Here is a 14,096-nt window from a genome sequence, read left to right as displayed (position 1 = left end):
TGACTACGAGATTCCCGCTGAGAACCAGTGAAAATGATCGCTCGAATCGAAGCGAAACGCGTCTTTTAGACCATGCTCTCGAAGTCGTCGAGCGAGTACGACGGCTCGGCACCGCGTCGGTCGAGGACTTCGTTTGCGAGGAGCCAGTAGACGACTGAAAGCGCCTTTCGACCCTTGTTGTTCGTTGGGACAACGAGGTCGACGTTGCTGACTTGGTTGTTCGAGTCACACATCGCGATAACTGGGATCCCAACGGTGATCGCCTCTTTGACTGCCTGGGCGTCACCGATTGGGTCAGTGACGACGAGGACATCGGGTTCGATGTACCCGTCGTACTTTGGATTGGTCAGCGTCCCGGGGATGAAGCGGCCGGTGCGGGCGCGAGCGCCCACGGCTTCGGCGAACTTCTCTGCTGGGAAGCGACCGTACTGGCGCGAAGACGTGACCAGAATCTGCTCTGGATCGTAGTTTGCGAGGAAGTCCGCGGCCGTGCGGATGCGGCCGTCGGTCTTCGAGACGTCGAGAACGTAGAGACCATCGGTTCGGACGCGGTGGATGAACCGCTCCATGTCGTTGGTCTTTTGCTGGGTCCCGATGTGAACACCGGCACCAAGGTAGTCCTCGACGGGGATGAGCAGGTCGGCTTCCTCGTCAGACATCACGTCGTCGTCGAGGGTTGGACCGGCATCTTCCTCATCGGCTTCTTCAGCATCGGCCGCGTCAGCGGCGTCAGCGGGCTGTTCGTCTGCAGGCTCGACGTCCTCCTCGGGATCGGCGGCAGGGCCAGCCCCTTCGGCTGGCTCCTCGTCGATCTCCTCTTCGGCGGCGTCGAGCCCTTCCTGGGTTGCGTTATCGTCTGTCATGTCGCGTCGTCTGCGATTCTGATGAGCTCGTTGAGCTTTGCGGTTCGCTCGCCGCCGACGGCACCCGTCTTGATGAAGGGTGCATCGGTCGCCACGGCGAGGTGTGCAATGGTCGTATCCTCAGTCTCACCCGAGCGGTGGGAGATGACCGAGTCATAGCCGTTCTCCGTCGCGAGTTCGATTGCGTCGAAGGCGTCGGTCAGCGTGCCGATCTGATTCGGCTTGATCAGGATGCTGTTCGCTGCATCCTGTGCGATGCCGTCCGTGAGACGCTCGGTGTTCGTCACGAACAGGTCGTCGCCACAGATCAGTGTCTGGTCACCGACGCGGTCGGTGAGTTCGGCAAACGCCTCGTAATCGTTCTCGTCGAGTGGGTCCTCGACGTAGACGAGGTTGTATTCTTTGACGAGTCCAGCGATGTAGTCGATCTGTTCGTCAGTGTCGCGGCTGATGCCAGCAGACTCGTACTCGTAGGTTTCCGAGTCGGCGTCGTACATCTCCGCGGCAGCGACGTCCAGCCCGAACTCGATCTGGAAGCCAACCTCGTCTTCGACCAGCGACACGGCCTCGTCGACAAGTTCGAACGCGTCCTCGTCGTTAATCGACGGCGCCCACGCACCTTCGTCGCCCTTGCCCGACGGAACATCACGTTCCTCGAGCAGGTCGGCAACGGCGGCGTGGACGGCGGCGTTTGCGAAGACGGCGTCTTCGACGTTTGGTGCACCGACGGGGACGGCAAGGAACTCCTGAATGTCCGTCGCGTCAGCGGCGTGTTCGCCACCGCCGACGACGTTTCCGAGTGGGACCGGGAAGTTCTCGCCGCGGAACGCACCACCGAGGTGCTGGAACAGCGGGGCACCGAGGACATCGGCACCAGCTTTTGCGGCGGCCATGGAGATGGCGACCGCGCTGTTTGCGCCAATTTTCGAGAAGTCATCGGTGCCGTCGGCGGCGTGCAGAATCGAGTCGACCTCGCGCTGGTTGCCGGCGTAGGCATCCCCAACGAGTCGGGGAACAGCGTGTTCGCGGGCTGCCGCGATGGCTTCGCCTGGTGGCTTCTCGATGGCTTCGTACTCGCCAGTGCTGGCACCGCTCGGTGCGGCCGCACGGCCAAAGCCACCGCTTTCGGTGATCACGTCTGCTTCGACCGTTGGGTTCCCGCGGGAATCGAGGATGCGGCGGAGTCGAACGTCTGTGATGAGCGTCATCGATCCTTCCCTCGATTGACGGTAAACGGCAGGACGCCAGCATCGTACTCTTCGGCGGCGATCAGGATCGGTTGGGACTGATCCGTCTCGACGAGTACCGGCGCGCCATACGACACTTGCAGTGCCCGTGCGCCGAGGATGCGTGCTTTCTCGTAGCGGTTATGTTGCTGTTGCATAGTTTGGGTTCGCCTCGCTACTGGTACGGTGAGACGACGTCGACGAGGTCAGTGTGACTGACGAGCATCCGCCGACAGCAGTAGCGGTCGACACCGAGTTCGTCGAGTACTTCTTGTGGATCCTCGTCGCCCTCGTTCGCTCGTTCGTCAAACTCTTCCCAGTGTTCGCCGACCACGTTGCCACAGGTGAAACACCGAACCGGTACCATCATTGTTGAATCACCTTAGCGGTAGGACTTCTGGTAGCGCGCCCGAGCGCCTGGGCCGCCCCATTTCTTTGGTTCGGACTGGCGAACGTCGTTGACCAGCAGCGAGCGGTCGAACTCCATGTACGCATCGCGGAGTTCAGCATCGTTCGTGTGCTGGACGATCCCGCGTGCGATGGCCGTTCGGACAGCGTCTGCCTGCCCGCTCACACCGCCACCTTCGACGCGGATATCGATGTCCATCTCGTCGCGCAGTTGCTCACCCGCGATACGGAACGGCTCGAGCATTTTGAGCCGAGCCATCTCGGGGTCGACCAGTTCGACTGGCTGCGAATTGATTCGCACGCGACCCTCGCCCTCGCTAACGGTAGCGCGGGCAACGGCCGTCTTTTTCTTTCCACTCGTGTTAGTTACCATGTGACGTTAGCACCGAGTTGGTCGGACACTTCGCCCAGCTGGACGAAGCGGATGTTCGACAGACGATCCAGCGACGTGCCCTCGAGGACCTCCGCGTCCTGCTCGCCCTCGTAGGGGTTGCCGACGTAGACACGGATGTTCTCGAACGCTTCGCGGCCGCGTGGCTTCTTGTACGGAAGCATGCCACGGACTGCGCGCTTGAAGATCGTATCCGGTCGCTTTGGATAGTACGGCCCGCGGTCGGAACCGAGTTGGATCCGCGTGCGGTAGGTGTCGAAGATGTCTTCTTTGTTGCCGGTGATGATCGCATCTTCGGCGTTGACGATTGCGACCGTCTCGCCATCGAGGCCGCGCTGGGCGACTTCGCTTGCGACACGACCGAGAATACAGTCTCGAGCGTCGACGACGATGTCGGCGTCGAACTCGGATGCGTTAACACTCATGCAATCACCCGTACCTCAGAGCCGTCGGGGTTCTCTTCGAGCAGTTGCTCGAGCGGTACTAGCTCTCCAACTTGTTCGATCTTCGTCTCGGCCGACGACGAGAAGTCGACGGCAGCGACGGTGACCGATTTCTGTAGTGCGCCTGAACCCAGCACCTTGCCGGGAACGACGACAGTCTCTTCTTCGCGTGCGTATCGCTCGATGCGGCCTAGGTTAACCTCAGCGTGGGAACGCCGGGGCTTCTCGAGTCGATCCGCAATATCTCGCCAGACGTCGGCGTCCGAACTGCGGGACGTCGACTTCAGCTCGGCGATAAGATCGTTGAGCCTCGGATTAGTCTTGCTACTCATTGGTTTCCTCCAAATAGTATCGATGTGGATGTCGATGAATGCGCCGAGACCGGACTCGACGCTGAAACGGATTCGATTTCGGTTCTGCAGAAATGGAAGTGATGCAGGGAGCAGGATTTGAACTGCCGGGAGACGGCATAACCGCTCCGACTCCCGTAGCCCAAATCTGCACGGTGCATTTTCACGGCTCGTCTATCAGACGAACCGGAAAAGTGCAGGGAGCAGGATTTGAACCTGCGGACTCCTACGAGACAGCGCCCTGAACGCTGCGCCGTTGGCCTGACTTGGCTATCCCTGCGTGCACTTCCGTCTACCCGTCGCCCCTTCAAACCCCTTTCGATTCCAGTCCCTGCGTGTGAGTGTGCTGGCGTCCCAGCCTTGCGGCTCACGGGACGCACTGTGGACACACTCGAGTCAGGTGCTGGGGTCGTGTGGGTGGGGCGGTGGGTCATTTGTCTATAGTTGTACGGCTTCTTCGAGGTCGCGGGCGCGTGACTCGATTGAGTCGGCGGCGCGCGTGACGAGTTCGTCGACCGGCATTGAGCCGTCCGTCTGCACGTGGAAGACGAAGGCGTTCGAGACGTCTTCGACCGTCACCTGCTTGCCGGGATAGCGATTCGAGAGGTCGTGATCGAACTCGCTGGTCGAGACGAGTTCACCGTCGTCTTCGACAACACCGCGTACGATCTGACTCTCTTGGGCTTCGAACTCCGGCAGGTCGTCCCCGACCGTTACACGCTGAAGGTGGCTGTATCCGACTGCAGCGGCACCTTGATGTTTCGCGTGTGATTTTCCGTGGTCAAGTACGGCGTCGGCTTCGGCCTCGAGTCGCTGCCCGTCTTTGAGATCGATAATCGGCACGTTCTGTTCGGCGGGCTGAACGAGGTCGTCGCTGGACTCGAGGTCGCCCGAGTATGCCGTGTTCGGTCCCTCGACGTCGATTGCAAGCGTGACGGTGGCGTCGTCGCCGAACTCACCCTCGGGGGGAGTCGTCAGTGGGACGAGACCCAGGCGAAGTGCGAGTTGCTCGTCGAACATGACCGACGAGTTCTCGATGAAGCGAACTTCATCGATTGACATCGTCGGGACGTCGGCGAGCATCGCACGGCGGATGCCGTTGGCGAAGGCGGGGGTGACACCCCGGACGAGGAATCGCGCTTCGCGTTCCTCGCGTTCGACAAACTCGACGTCGTACTCTGCACTCATGGTCTAGTAGCCGCCCTTGCCTTTGGGTGCGCGCGATCCGTCGTGTGGGACCGGCGTGACGTCTTCGATGCGCCCGATTTCGATGCCGGAGCGTGCAAGCGCACGAATCGTTGCCTGCGCGCCCGGACCGGGGGATTTCTGGAGGTTTCCACCGGGGCCACGGACGTGTACGTGTAGGCCCGTGATGCCGGCTGCTTTGACCTCCTCAGCGATGGACTCGGCCATCTGCATCGCCGCGTATGGCGATGCTTCGTCGCGGTTCTGCTTGACTGCCGTCCCGCCGGAGGACTTGGCAATCGTTTCCGCGCCCGTGACATCCGTCACGGTCATGATGGTGTTATTGAACGATGCGTGCACGTGGGCAATTCCCCACTTGTCGTCGTCCTGGCTCATGGATTATTGTCCCTCCGCTCGTTCTGGGTGAAGCTCGTCCGCAAGCGGGCTCGTCTCGTCGAACGCGACGAGGTCTTCCTCATCGATGTCGACGACGTACGATGGCACCTGGTGGCGCTGGTCGTCGACGACGACGTGCCCGTGGATAATGAACTGTCGAGCCTGCTGGGGCGTGTTTGCGAGGCCCTTGCGGTACACAACCGTCTGCAGTCGGCGCTCTAAGACGTCTTCGATCTCGAGGGACAGAATGTCACCGAGGTCGTCTTCCTCGTCAAGGATGCCGACGCGCTTGAGTCGTCCAAGGAACTCCTCGGAGCGTCGCTGGACGGTTTCGTCGCCTTGTGCCTGGCCGAGCAGGTCTCGAGCCTCGCGCCGGTAGGAGCGAAGTTCGGACTGTGCTCGCCAGAGCTCTTCTTTGTTCGAGAGACCGTAGCGGTCGAGCAGCGAGTGCTCGGAGGCGATCCGCTCACCCTGATATGGGTGATTTGGCGTCTCGTAGTTCTTGGTATCCGTTCCGAGAGGCATTATTCGTCACCCTCCTCTTCGGCAGCGGCTTCTTCAGCCTGCTCTTCGCGGATTTCTTCGACGTTAACTCCGATGGTGCCCTCCGTACGACCGGTGGACTTGGTTCGCTGGCCACGGACCTTCTGGCCGCGCTTGTGGCGAACGCCTCGGTAGGAGTTAATCATCTTCATCCGGTTGATATCGTGCTGCCGGGTCAGCTGCAGATCGTTGCCGATCTCGTGGGTTGTTTCGCCGGTGTAGAAGTCGTTCTGGCGGTTGTTGAGCCAGTTTGGAACTTCGTCGGCGTAGTTCTCTACCAGGGTCACGACCTCGTCAATGACGTCGTCGTCGAGTCGACCGAACGTTGCCGTTCGATCAACACCCGCTTCCTGTGCGATGAGTCGGGCGGTCCGGTGACCAATCCCGTTCATCTCCGAAAGCGAGCGCTCGACCGACTTCGTCCCGTCGAGGTCGGTTTGACCGATACGGACGAAGTACTGAAGGTCTTCGTCGTCTTCTTGTTCTTGAGGTTCTTCCGCGCTCATAGTTGGGTATGTGTGTCTGGTCTGCGTGCGTTGCAAACGACTGACGAAAGCGCCAGTCCGACTGGCGAACAACACACGCGGCCACTCACCGCTGAGTGACGCGTGTCGGATTGTTCGACAGTAGTGTATCCGACGTCGTGGCGGGGATTCGAACCCCGGAGGCTTGACGCCACATGGTTAGCAACCATGCGCCTTGGGCCGCTTGGCTACCACGACACCGTGTCTTGTATCATCGCCCTTGCGGACTCGAGGATCACTCCTCTACACGTATCGCACCCAATTCTACCGCCGACGGGTACTTAAGCGCAACGAAAGGTGGTGAGATCGATGCGGTTCACCATGTTACCACTGCACACAAAAATGCTGACAATTTACTGAACTTCGAGTGAATACTAGCGAAAAAGACGCCTCATACCGCCTCCGGCACGCGATTTTCCCGGCAAAGATACCTCGAAGTATTAACTTATTACTATCGGCCTACAAGTGCTGGTAACTAGTGTCACGAAATACGCTCTTCCTTCGACTGCTTGCTGCCATTGGCGCAATCACCGCCATCGCTCTGGCCGCAGCAACGCTCGAGTCGCCGCTTGAAAGCGGCGGGAACGGCGGAATTGGAAACGGTGAAGGAGGTACACCGATGCAGCCACCGCCGACTGAACAACCGAACTCAGGCGTCGCCGATATCCCTGTCTTCCTCGAGTATCTGCTGTATGCACTTGCAATCGTCCTTGCGCTTGCGTTCGTCTGGTATTTACTCGCTCACCGCCGCGATGCGCTCCGGATGATCGCCGTCGGGTTGGGTGTCATCCTCGTCGGCGTTGGGCTCATCTACCTGTTCATGGAAAGTGGTGGAATGGATGTCGAGCCACCGGCTCCCCCTGAGGAGGTGAACGAAACGGATGGTGGCGGCAGTGGTACCAGTGGTGACGGCGACAACGGGGTGTTCTCGATGGGTCCCATACTGTTCGTGTTGGGCGTTATCACCGCAATCTTCGTCGGCGGCCTGTTCGCCACTCGAGAGGCAGGCGACGATGATGATCCGGCACCAGCCGAAGCCGACCCAGAACCAGACGAACACACCGACGCCGCGGCCGTTGCAAGCGCGGCCGGCCGTGCCGCAGACCGGATCGATACGGCAGGCGGCGACGACGTCGACAACGAAATCTATCGCGCCTGGCAGGAGATGACCGAGTTACTCGAGGTCAGCCGGCCCGAGTCGAGTACCCCGCGGGAGTTCGCAGACGCCGCTATCGATGCCGGCCTCGAGCGCGAGCACGTGGATGAACTCACACGTCTGTTCGAAGACGTCCGCTACGGCGATGCCGAGACGACGCCGGCGATGGAAGAACGTGCCCTCGAGGTGCTTCGACAGATCGAAGACACGTACGCTGGGGCAACAGCCGACGAGACACAATCGGACGCCGAATTCGGAGGTGACCAGTCATGAACTACCGACAGCTCGCACTGCTCGCCGGACTACTCTTGTTTGCCGGGGCGATTGCGGTCGCGACCGGCACGATTACGATGTCGTTGAACGAAGGCCTAATTATCCTCGTCGGGCTGGTCGCACTCGCAATCGGGACTCGCTCGCTCTTTCGACGTCGTGGCGCTCGCGTCAGCATTGACACGCCGACACCGGAACAACGAGCCGGTGTCCCAGCGCCCGGCGAGACAATTTCGGATGCAATCGGTGAGTTCCGCTCGATGACTTCGGAGTACAGCGTTGGCAGTCGCCGAATCGCAAGCGGGCTCCGAATCGCGGCGACAGCCGTACTCACCCGCTTTGGGGGCCACACCCGCACGGAAGCCGAGCAGACGCTCGACGACGGAACCTGGACGGACGATACGACGGCTGCCAAGTTTCTCGCACCGGAACGCCACCGCGAGCGATCACTTCAGGATTGGCTGCCAAATCGACTGAGTCGCCAGGAATCGTCGTTCCAATCGGCCGTGCGCCACACGACCGACGCAATTGCAAACGTCGGCTACAACAGCGGGACGCTCGAGGATGGAGACAGCGACACTGATGCCAACTCCACGTCGTCACTGCCGACCTACAGCGGTCGACGCGCGCACGCAGAGACTGCCTCGAGAACGACGACGGCCGACGTCGAGGGCATCGAAACGCGCGACCAGCGCTCGACGGAGTACTGGACTGGTATCGGCGTCGTCGCGCTGTTTGCGGTCGGCATCGGCGCGGTCGCTGAAGCGCCCGCCGTTGCACTCGCCGGCGTTATCGGCGTTGGCTATGCCGGCTTTGCACACGCGTTTGACCCGCCCGAACTCGAGATTGCAGTCGACCGGGAACTAAGCGTCGACAATCCCGAACCGGGCGACGAAGTCGACGTGACTGTTACGATCACCAACGAGAGCGGTCGCTTCGTTCCCGACTTGCGATTCATCGACGGTGTGCCGCCCGGACTGGCCGTCACACAGGGCTCGAGTCGCCTCGGAACGGCGCTTCGACCACAGGAGTCCGTCACGCTCGAGTATACGGTACTGGTCCAGCGTGGCACACACGAGTTCGATCCGGCGCTGGCGATTGTTCGTGATCTCTCGCGCTCGCGCGAGCGCGAGTATCTTGTTGAGAGCGAGAGCGAACTCGTCTGCGAACCAGTGTTGCGCCCGGTTGGCACCTCGGTCCCGCTGCGCTCGACTGCTGCCTCATTCTCTGGACGGCTCATGACCAGCGACGGTGGCTCCGGAACGACGTTCCACTCGGTTCGTGAGTACCGACCAAACGACCCACTCTCGAGGATCGACTGGAACCGTCACGCCAAAACGGGCGAACTCGCCACACTCGAGTTCCATGAAGAACGCGCAGCACGCGTCGTGGTGCTCGTCGACGCCCGGAAGATGTCGTTCCTCGCGCCCGAACCCGATGCGACACACGCCGTCGACCGGTCGGTCGGGGCTGCCGGTCGAATCGCTGCGTCACTGCTTGCAGAGGGCGATACGGTCGGCCTCGCTGCACTCGGCCCAGTCAGTCGAACCGGTGATGCGGCGGCTGACGCGGATCCATGTTGGCTCGCACCCGCGTCGGGACGCGACCACGAGGTTCGCTTGCAGGACCTGCTCGCGACGCATCCACAGTTCGATGCCACCCGACCCGAATCGGAGAGTCGCTGGCTCCCGCAGTTGCGGACGCTTCGCCGACGTCTCTCGGCGGAAACACAGATTATCTTCCTCTCGCCGCTGTGTGATACCGGCTCGGTCACCATTGCCCGCCAACTCGAGTCCCGGGGCCACCCCGTCACCGTCGTCAGTCCGGATCCGACCAGCGAGGAAACGACGAGCCAGCAACTCGCGGCCGTTGCCCGCCGGGTGCGTCGATTCGACCTGCAGCGAATCGGGATCCCGGTGATCGACTGGCCCGCCGACGAGTCCATCGATGAAGTGTTCGCGCGCCACGCGGGTGGTCGCCAATGAGTGACGCTGCTGCGACCGGCGAGCGGTCACACGCAGACACAGAACCGACACCAAGCGACACCACAACCGGAATGCACGCTCCCGACACCAACACTGACGCTGACAGCGAGACCGCTCCCGACGACGTCACCGACGAGGGGAGTATCGCGCTCACACACAAACCAACGCTTCTCTCGAGTGGCGTTGCACTCGTGGCTGCCGTCGTCGCGACTGCCGTGGCCGGCCTTGCCTCAACGACCGGTCTCGGCTTTGGGGCAGTCGGCGCACTCGCCATCGGTGCCGGCCTCGCCACAGGCGGGCGAACATTTGTCGACGTCGGCGCAGTCGCAGTCTTCTTCGGCGTCGTCGTTGCCGGCCTCGAGGCGACCGTCGTCGGGCCGACAGTGTTCGGGACGATTGCGGTCGTCCTGGCCTGGGACCTCGCACACACCGCAATCGATATCGGCGAGCAACTGGGTCGTGAAACACAGACCCGCCGGCTCGAGGCCGTGGCAATCGTCTCGAGTCTGCTGGTGGGCTTGCTCGCGGGGGCAATCGGCTATGCGGTGTTCATCGCCGGTGCTGGCGGGCAGCCGGTTGCGATGGTTGTCCTGTTGTTGCTGGCAGCAGCGCTCATTACAATTGGATTGGGCAAGCGCCGACAGCAGTCGGGACGCCAGCGCTCTCGGCATACGGAACGATCACGCCGCCACTAAAATTGGACGAGAAACGACTCGGCGAGGCGTCAGGCTCCCGCGAATTCCTCGATATACTTGTCGTTGACCTCCCACTCGCCGGCGTCGTTTTTGACCATGTATTCGCCGTAGTAAGGGACGCGATTCGAGACGACCTCGCGGAAGGCCTCACGAATTTCGGGTTTCGTCATTTCGCCCATCGATTTGAGGTCGTCGTTGCGGTTGAGACAGCCCTTCAGGTAGCCTTCGTGTGTCACGCGCACGCGATGGCAGTTCGCACAGAAGGTTGGATTCTCGACGGGGTCGACGATTTCGACCATGCCGCGGCCGTCGCAGTCGTCGCTTTCGATCCAGTAGCGCTTCCGGTTGTGCATCTCGCGGTGTTCGATCTCCGTGGCCTGCTCGGCGAGCCAATCGTGGACGCGCTCGATATCGATGTTCCACTCCGGCTTGCCCGTCAACTCGGGCATGTACTCGATGAGTTGCAGTTGCAGCCCCTCGTTTTCCGCGACGTGGTCGACCATCTCCGGCACGTAGCCCGCGGTGTGCTCGAAGACGACCATATTGAGTTTGACCGGATCGAGACCCGCCTCGAGTGCGGCGTCGACGCCCTCGAGGACTTTCTCGTAGGCCCCACTTTTTGTGACTGCGGCAAAATCCTCGGGATCGAGTGCATCCTGAGAGACGTTGACCCGCTCGAGGCCGGCATCGACGAGGGCCTCAGCGCGGCCGGGCAGGAAGGTCCCGTTGGTTGTCAGCGAGACATCCATCGACTCGGGTGTGCGACGGATGATCTCCGCTAAGTCCTGGCGAAGCATCGGCTCGCCGCCGGTGAACTTCACCGCGTCGACGCCGAACTCGGCGGCGACCTCGAGAAACGTGACGACGTCGTCGGCTGACATCTCGTCGTCCTGTGGGTCCATTGGTCCGCGGGTGTCCCCCAGGCCCTCGTTGTGACAGTAGACACAGTCGAAATTACACCGATCAGTGAGAGAAACGCGGACGCCGGTGACCTCGCGTCCGAAGTCGTCGGTGAGCATGTCACGCAGTTGCAGGCGGATCCGCTTAAACTCGCCGGGTATTTCTACCGCACGTAACCTATTTTGGTTTCGAACAGGGTGTGCTCACGGCCGTTCTCGCGACTGCCCTCGAGTTCGGCACAAGACCTACGCCCGTGACGACCGAATCGGCCAGTATGGACGAGGATATGCTCGCGGATCAGCGCCGACTCGTCGACCGCATCGAATCCGAGGGCTGGGACGTGACCGACCTCGAGATTTCGGCCTACGACAGTCCCTGGTCCGACGAAGACGACCCCGAGGCGACGATTACGATCACGGCGCGAAAGCCCTACGAGGGCGACGGCAACGGATCAGCGGACGGCGACGAGGACGAAGACGACGACAATCCATTCCGACTGAAGTGAGCCCTGTCACTGTGAGGCCGTCGCCGCCCCGAGAAACTGAAACGGCTCGCTTGCTTCTAACTGGTCGGATGCGTCGCCAGCGAAAACCGCTGACTGGTCCGGCCCCAACCGAAGTACACGGGCCTCAGCACCAGCCTCGAAATCGAGTTCCTCGAGTGACACCCAGAACGCGTTCGGCATGAGTGCCGATTCGAAGTAATAGATGCCATCGGTGTGGTCAGCGACGGTTCGCCAGCGCGTCGAGGAAATGTGTGGTTCGTCCGGCGTGGCGATGCCGTACGGGACGGAGACGTTCCGGATCACGCTTAACACGCTCGCGGTCGCGGCTCGCCGATCATCGGTCTGGGGAATCGCATCGACGTAGAACCGCGCTCGAGCGAAGCGGTCTGCCGGGCGGTTCGTTCCCGGGAGCATGACCGTACCGCCGATGTCTTCCCAGTACTCGACCAGCGCACGTTGCTTCTCGAACGTCGGCGAGTTGGTCATCACCTGATGCTCGCGGCTGTGGTGGATCACCAGGTCGCCGTTGACGTACTCCATGATCGCGCTGTCGCCGGTCACATCCGACAGCGAGAGATGGAGTGCTGCCAGTCGATCCTCGCCCGGCACCTGCTCGGTCACGACAGCGAATTCCTCGCGCTCGACGTGGTCGACCGCCTCGGCAACGGTGGCGAAGTTGTCGAGCATGTACTGTGCCCACAGCGAAATCGAAATGGCGGGCGTCTCTCCGTCCCAGTCTGGATACTCCGATTCGGGCAGCCACAGCAGATTGGCCGCCAATCCGGCCTCGTTTAGCCCATCGGTCGTGGCGATGTCGTACGCCGTCGCGACTACGCTGCCGTACTCAGCCGTCCAGGTCAGCGACGCCGGCCCGACGTTCCCCTCGCGCTCGAGGCCGCGCGGGAGCGCCCAGATGTTAGTCCCGATATCCTCTTTCCAGTCCATCGACCGAGCGGTAAGTACGCGACCGTCGGGACCGAGATAGGTGAGTCGCGTACACATCAGTCCGCACCCTCCGTTCGAGCGACTCGAGTCGCCCGTTTTCGCTGTTTGGAGTGTCCATTCAACCCGTCGTTCGTGGCGTCTCGAGAGGCACACACGAGGTGGTATTGGCCGTTCATTTGCACTCGTGGCACCCCGCCTGAGGTGATAAACATTACACAGGATACGCTGGTAGACTGCCCACACAGACTCTCGTGATCGGTGACGTCTCGAGTACTGTCCGGTAGTATCAAGAACCTATACGCCAATCAGTCGTCACGATACATGCCCTCCCCGATACGCAGCCTCCGCGTTCGAATGGCAAGTACGCTCCTTGCGCTTTTCGTGGTCGTCGCCGTTTTCCTCGCTGGCATTTGGGCAACCCTCTTTGGATTGCTTACGATTGTTGGATTTAGGCCGGCAACCTGGCCCGCGACTATCCTCACTGTCGTCTTGCTGGGCGTGATCGGCTACGCCGAGTACAAGCAACGGGACACAATCGAAGCGCTGGCGGGCGCTCGCCCAATCGATCCCGACGCAGAGTCCGAACTCGAGCGAATCACCACCCGAATCGCCGCTCAACTCGATGTCCCGAAGCCGACGATTGCAATCGCCGACCGACACGCACCCGAGGCGATGGCCGTCGGCTTTCGCCCATCGAACATCCACCTCGTCATCTCGAGTGGGGCGCTTGACTCACTCGAGACGACCGCGGAGCTCGAGGCGGTGGTGGCACACGAACTCGCCCACGTCGCCAACCGCGACGCGATGGTGATGACCGCAGTCTCTGCCCCTGTGGTGCTCGCCGATGGCCTACTCACGCGATTCGAACGGATCAACGACAACGAGGACAACAACGCTGCGTTTCTCTCCATCCTGACCGTCCCGCTTGGACTCCTCTCGCTCGTCGTCTCCTTTTGCGGGCGCTGTCTCACGGCACACCTCTCTCGAGAGCGCGAACGCGCCGCCGACCGCGCCGCCGTCGGCGTCACTGGTTCCCCGGCCGCACTCGCGACCGCGCTCGAGCGCCTCGACGACGAGATTACGGCGACGCCGACGCGAGACCTCCGTGATGCAGCCGCCGTGTCGTCGCTGTCGATCCTCTCGCTTGAGCCTGACGAACCCGAAAAGATCATGCTCGGTCCCGAGGGCCAGCAGGAACCGTCCTACTGGTGGCTTCGAAAACGCCTCTACAAACTGTTTCGGACGCACCCGCCGACGCCTGAACGGCTCGAGTGGTTGGCCGATGCGGAACGCCGGCAGGAGTAGGATTTC

The 14,096-nt window shown here is 61.6% G+C and carries 18 protein-coding genes and 2 tRNA genes; 5 read left to right on the top strand and 15 right to left on the bottom strand.

The genetic code is table 11. The features are described 5' to 3' along the window. Nucleotides 1-65: 65 nt before the first annotated feature. From rpsB to B2G88_RS07320, 13 genes are all read right to left on the bottom strand, one after another. Nucleotides 66-863 carry a 30S ribosomal protein S2 gene (rpsB, locus tag B2G88_RS07380; protein WP_087714420.1) on the bottom strand — a complete coding sequence of 266 codons (798 nt, stop codon included), beginning with the start codon at nt 861-863 and terminating at the stop codon, nt 66-68. Next, nucleotides 860-2,071, bottom strand: coding sequence for a phosphopyruvate hydratase (gene eno / locus B2G88_RS07375; protein ID WP_087714419.1), 1,212 nt, complete (start codon nt 2,069-2,071; stop codon nt 860-862). Before eno ends, rpsB begins: the two co-directional genes overlap by 4 nt. Next, the gene (locus B2G88_RS07370) at nt 2,068-2,247 is read right to left on the bottom strand and encodes a DNA-directed RNA polymerase subunit K (protein WP_054864004.1); all 180 of its coding nucleotides are present in this window, start codon (nt 2,245-2,247) and stop codon (nt 2,068-2,070) included. Before B2G88_RS07370 ends, eno begins: the two co-directional genes overlap by 4 nt. 17 nt (nt 2,248-2,264) lie before the next feature. After that, a complete protein-coding gene (locus B2G88_RS07365; protein ID WP_054864005.1) occupies nt 2,265-2,459 on the bottom strand; it encodes a DNA-directed RNA polymerase subunit N in 195 nt (64 codons plus the stop codon). A gap of 12 nt (nt 2,460-2,471) precedes the next feature. Next, nucleotides 2,472-2,870 carry a 30S ribosomal protein S9 gene (locus B2G88_RS07360; protein WP_054864006.1) on the bottom strand — a complete coding sequence of 133 codons (399 nt, stop codon included), beginning with the start codon at nt 2,868-2,870 and terminating at the stop codon, nt 2,472-2,474. After that, a complete protein-coding gene (locus tag B2G88_RS07355; protein ID WP_087714418.1) occupies nt 2,864-3,313 on the bottom strand; it encodes a 50S ribosomal protein L13 in 450 nt (149 codons plus the stop codon). Before B2G88_RS07355 ends, B2G88_RS07360 begins: the two co-directional genes overlap by 7 nt. After that, the gene (locus B2G88_RS07350) at nt 3,310-3,663 is read right to left on the bottom strand and encodes a 50S ribosomal protein L18e (protein WP_054864008.1); all 354 of its coding nucleotides are present in this window, start codon (nt 3,661-3,663) and stop codon (nt 3,310-3,312) included. The genes B2G88_RS07355 and B2G88_RS07350 overlap by 4 nt, the downstream gene beginning before the upstream one ends. 213 nt (nt 3,664-3,876) lie before the next feature. Beyond that, nucleotides 3,877-3,961: transfer RNA gene (locus B2G88_RS07345), tRNA-Leu, on the bottom strand. Nucleotides 3,962-4,119: 158 nt separating this feature from the next. Beyond that, the gene (locus B2G88_RS07340; protein WP_054864009.1) at nt 4,120-4,869 is read right to left on the bottom strand and encodes a DNA-directed RNA polymerase subunit D; all 750 of its coding nucleotides are present in this window, start codon (nt 4,867-4,869) and stop codon (nt 4,120-4,122) included. A gap of 3 nt (nt 4,870-4,872) precedes the next feature. Further along, nucleotides 4,873-5,262, bottom strand: a complete 390-nt coding sequence (locus B2G88_RS07335; protein WP_054864010.1) for a 30S ribosomal protein S11 — start codon at nt 5,260-5,262, stop codon at nt 4,873-4,875. A gap of 3 nt (nt 5,263-5,265) precedes the next feature. Beyond that, nucleotides 5,266-5,787, bottom strand: coding sequence for a 30S ribosomal protein S4 (locus tag B2G88_RS07330; protein WP_054864011.1), 522 nt, complete (start codon nt 5,785-5,787; stop codon nt 5,266-5,268). After that, nucleotides 5,787-6,311, bottom strand: a complete 525-nt coding sequence (locus tag B2G88_RS07325) for a 30S ribosomal protein S13 (RefSeq protein ID WP_054864012.1) — start codon at nt 6,309-6,311, stop codon at nt 5,787-5,789. Before B2G88_RS07325 ends, B2G88_RS07330 begins: the two co-directional genes overlap by 1 nt. A 133-nt stretch (nt 6,312-6,444) precedes the next feature. Continuing rightward, a tRNA-Ser gene (locus B2G88_RS07320) sits at nt 6,445-6,527 on the bottom strand. 280 nt (nt 6,528-6,807) lie between these two features. Here B2G88_RS07320 and B2G88_RS07315 point away from each other — a divergent pair. From B2G88_RS07315 to B2G88_RS07305, 3 genes are read left to right on the top strand one after another with little or no spacing between them, the layout of a single operon-like run. After that, nucleotides 6,808-7,758, top strand: coding sequence for a DUF4129 domain-containing protein (locus tag B2G88_RS07315; protein ID WP_054864013.1), 951 nt, complete (start codon nt 6,808-6,810; stop codon nt 7,756-7,758). Next, nucleotides 7,755-9,740: a DUF58 domain-containing protein gene (locus tag B2G88_RS07310; RefSeq protein ID WP_054864014.1), complete on the top strand. Its 1,986-nt coding sequence runs from the start codon at nt 7,755-7,757 to the stop codon at nt 9,738-9,740. The genes B2G88_RS07315 and B2G88_RS07310 overlap by 4 nt, the downstream gene beginning before the upstream one ends. Continuing rightward, nucleotides 9,737-10,435, top strand: coding sequence for a DUF7519 family protein (locus B2G88_RS07305; protein ID WP_245835331.1), 699 nt, complete (start codon nt 9,737-9,739; stop codon nt 10,433-10,435). Before B2G88_RS07310 ends, B2G88_RS07305 begins: the two co-directional genes overlap by 4 nt. A 29-nt stretch (nt 10,436-10,464) precedes the next feature. On the opposite strand, the gene moaA is transcribed toward B2G88_RS07305, so the two are convergent. After that, on the bottom strand, nt 10,465-11,454 hold the full coding sequence (moaA, locus tag B2G88_RS07300) for a GTP 3',8-cyclase MoaA (RefSeq protein WP_054864015.1): 990 nt from the start codon (nt 11,452-11,454) through the stop codon (nt 10,465-10,467). A gap of 155 nt (nt 11,455-11,609) precedes the next feature. On the opposite strand from moaA, the gene B2G88_RS07295 reads away from it, so the two are divergent. Further along, nucleotides 11,610-11,840: a hypothetical protein gene (locus tag B2G88_RS07295; RefSeq protein ID WP_087714929.1), complete on the top strand. Its 231-nt coding sequence runs from the start codon at nt 11,610-11,612 to the stop codon at nt 11,838-11,840. 6 nt (nt 11,841-11,846) lie between these two features. Here the strand turns inward: B2G88_RS07295 and B2G88_RS07290 are convergent, their stop codons facing one another. After that, nucleotides 11,847-12,842: a linear amide C-N hydrolase gene (locus tag B2G88_RS07290; RefSeq protein WP_054864017.1), complete on the bottom strand. Its 996-nt coding sequence runs from the start codon at nt 12,840-12,842 to the stop codon at nt 11,847-11,849. Nucleotides 12,843-13,139: 297 nt separating this feature from the next. Between B2G88_RS07290 and B2G88_RS07285 the strand changes: the two genes are divergently transcribed. Next, a complete protein-coding gene (locus B2G88_RS07285) occupies nt 13,140-14,090 on the top strand; it encodes a M48 family metalloprotease (protein WP_245835330.1) in 951 nt (316 codons plus the stop codon). Nucleotides 14,091-14,096: the final 6 nt, after the last annotated feature.

The sequence above is a fragment of the Natronolimnobius baerhuensis genome (genome assembly GCF_002177135.1).
In the GTDB taxonomy this organism is placed as follows: Archaea; Halobacteriota; Halobacteria; order Halobacteriales; family Natrialbaceae; genus Natronolimnobius; species Natronolimnobius baerhuensis.
The sequence above is the reverse complement of the archived record's forward strand: the minus strand, read 5'-3'. Positions and strand labels throughout refer to the sequence as shown.

Coding starts and splice junctions, on each gene's coding strand:
- B2G88_RS07340 (WP_054864009.1), bottom strand. CDS start 4,869: ATGAGTGCAGAGTACGACGTCGAGTTTGTCGAACGCGAGGAACGCGAA.
- B2G88_RS07295 (WP_087714929.1), top strand. CDS start 11,610: ATGGACGAGGATATGCTCGCGGATCAGCGCCGACTCGTCGACCGCATC.
- B2G88_RS07370 (WP_054864004.1), bottom strand. CDS start 2,247: ATGCAACAGCAACATAACCGCTACGAGAAAGCACGCATCCTCGGCGCA.
- B2G88_RS07290 (WP_054864017.1), bottom strand. CDS start 12,842: ATGTGTACGCGACTCACCTATCTCGGTCCCGACGGTCGCGTACTTACC.
- B2G88_RS07330 (WP_054864011.1), bottom strand. CDS start 5,787: ATGCCTCTCGGAACGGATACCAAGAACTACGAGACGCCAAATCACCCA.
- B2G88_RS07285 (WP_245835330.1), top strand. CDS start 13,140: ATGGCAAGTACGCTCCTTGCGCTTTTCGTGGTCGTCGCCGTTTTCCTC.
- B2G88_RS07350 (WP_054864008.1), bottom strand. CDS start 3,663: ATGAGTAGCAAGACTAATCCGAGGCTCAACGATCTTATCGCCGAGCTG.
- B2G88_RS07365 (WP_054864005.1), bottom strand. CDS start 2,459: ATGATGGTACCGGTTCGGTGTTTCACCTGTGGCAACGTGGTCGGCGAA.
- moaA (WP_054864015.1), bottom strand. CDS start 11,454: ATGCTCACCGACGACTTCGGACGCGAGGTCACCGGCGTCCGCGTTTCT.
- B2G88_RS07305 (WP_245835331.1), top strand. CDS start 9,737: ATGAGTGACGCTGCTGCGACCGGCGAGCGGTCACACGCAGACACAGAA.
- rpsB (WP_087714420.1), bottom strand. CDS start 863: ATGACAGACGATAACGCAACCCAGGAAGGGCTCGACGCCGCCGAAGAG.
- B2G88_RS07360 (WP_054864006.1), bottom strand. CDS start 2,870: ATGGTAACTAACACGAGTGGAAAGAAAAAGACGGCCGTTGCCCGCGCT.
- B2G88_RS07355 (WP_087714418.1), bottom strand. CDS start 3,313: ATGAGTGTTAACGCATCCGAGTTCGACGCCGACATCGTCGTCGACGCT.
- eno (WP_087714419.1), bottom strand. CDS start 2,071: ATGACGCTCATCACAGACGTTCGACTCCGCCGCATCCTCGATTCCCGC.
- B2G88_RS07325 (WP_054864012.1), bottom strand. CDS start 6,311: ATGAGCGCGGAAGAACCTCAAGAACAAGAAGACGACGAAGACCTTCAG.
- B2G88_RS07310 (WP_054864014.1), top strand. CDS start 7,755: ATGAACTACCGACAGCTCGCACTGCTCGCCGGACTACTCTTGTTTGCC.
- B2G88_RS07335 (WP_054864010.1), bottom strand. CDS start 5,262: ATGAGCCAGGACGACGACAAGTGGGGAATTGCCCACGTGCACGCATCG.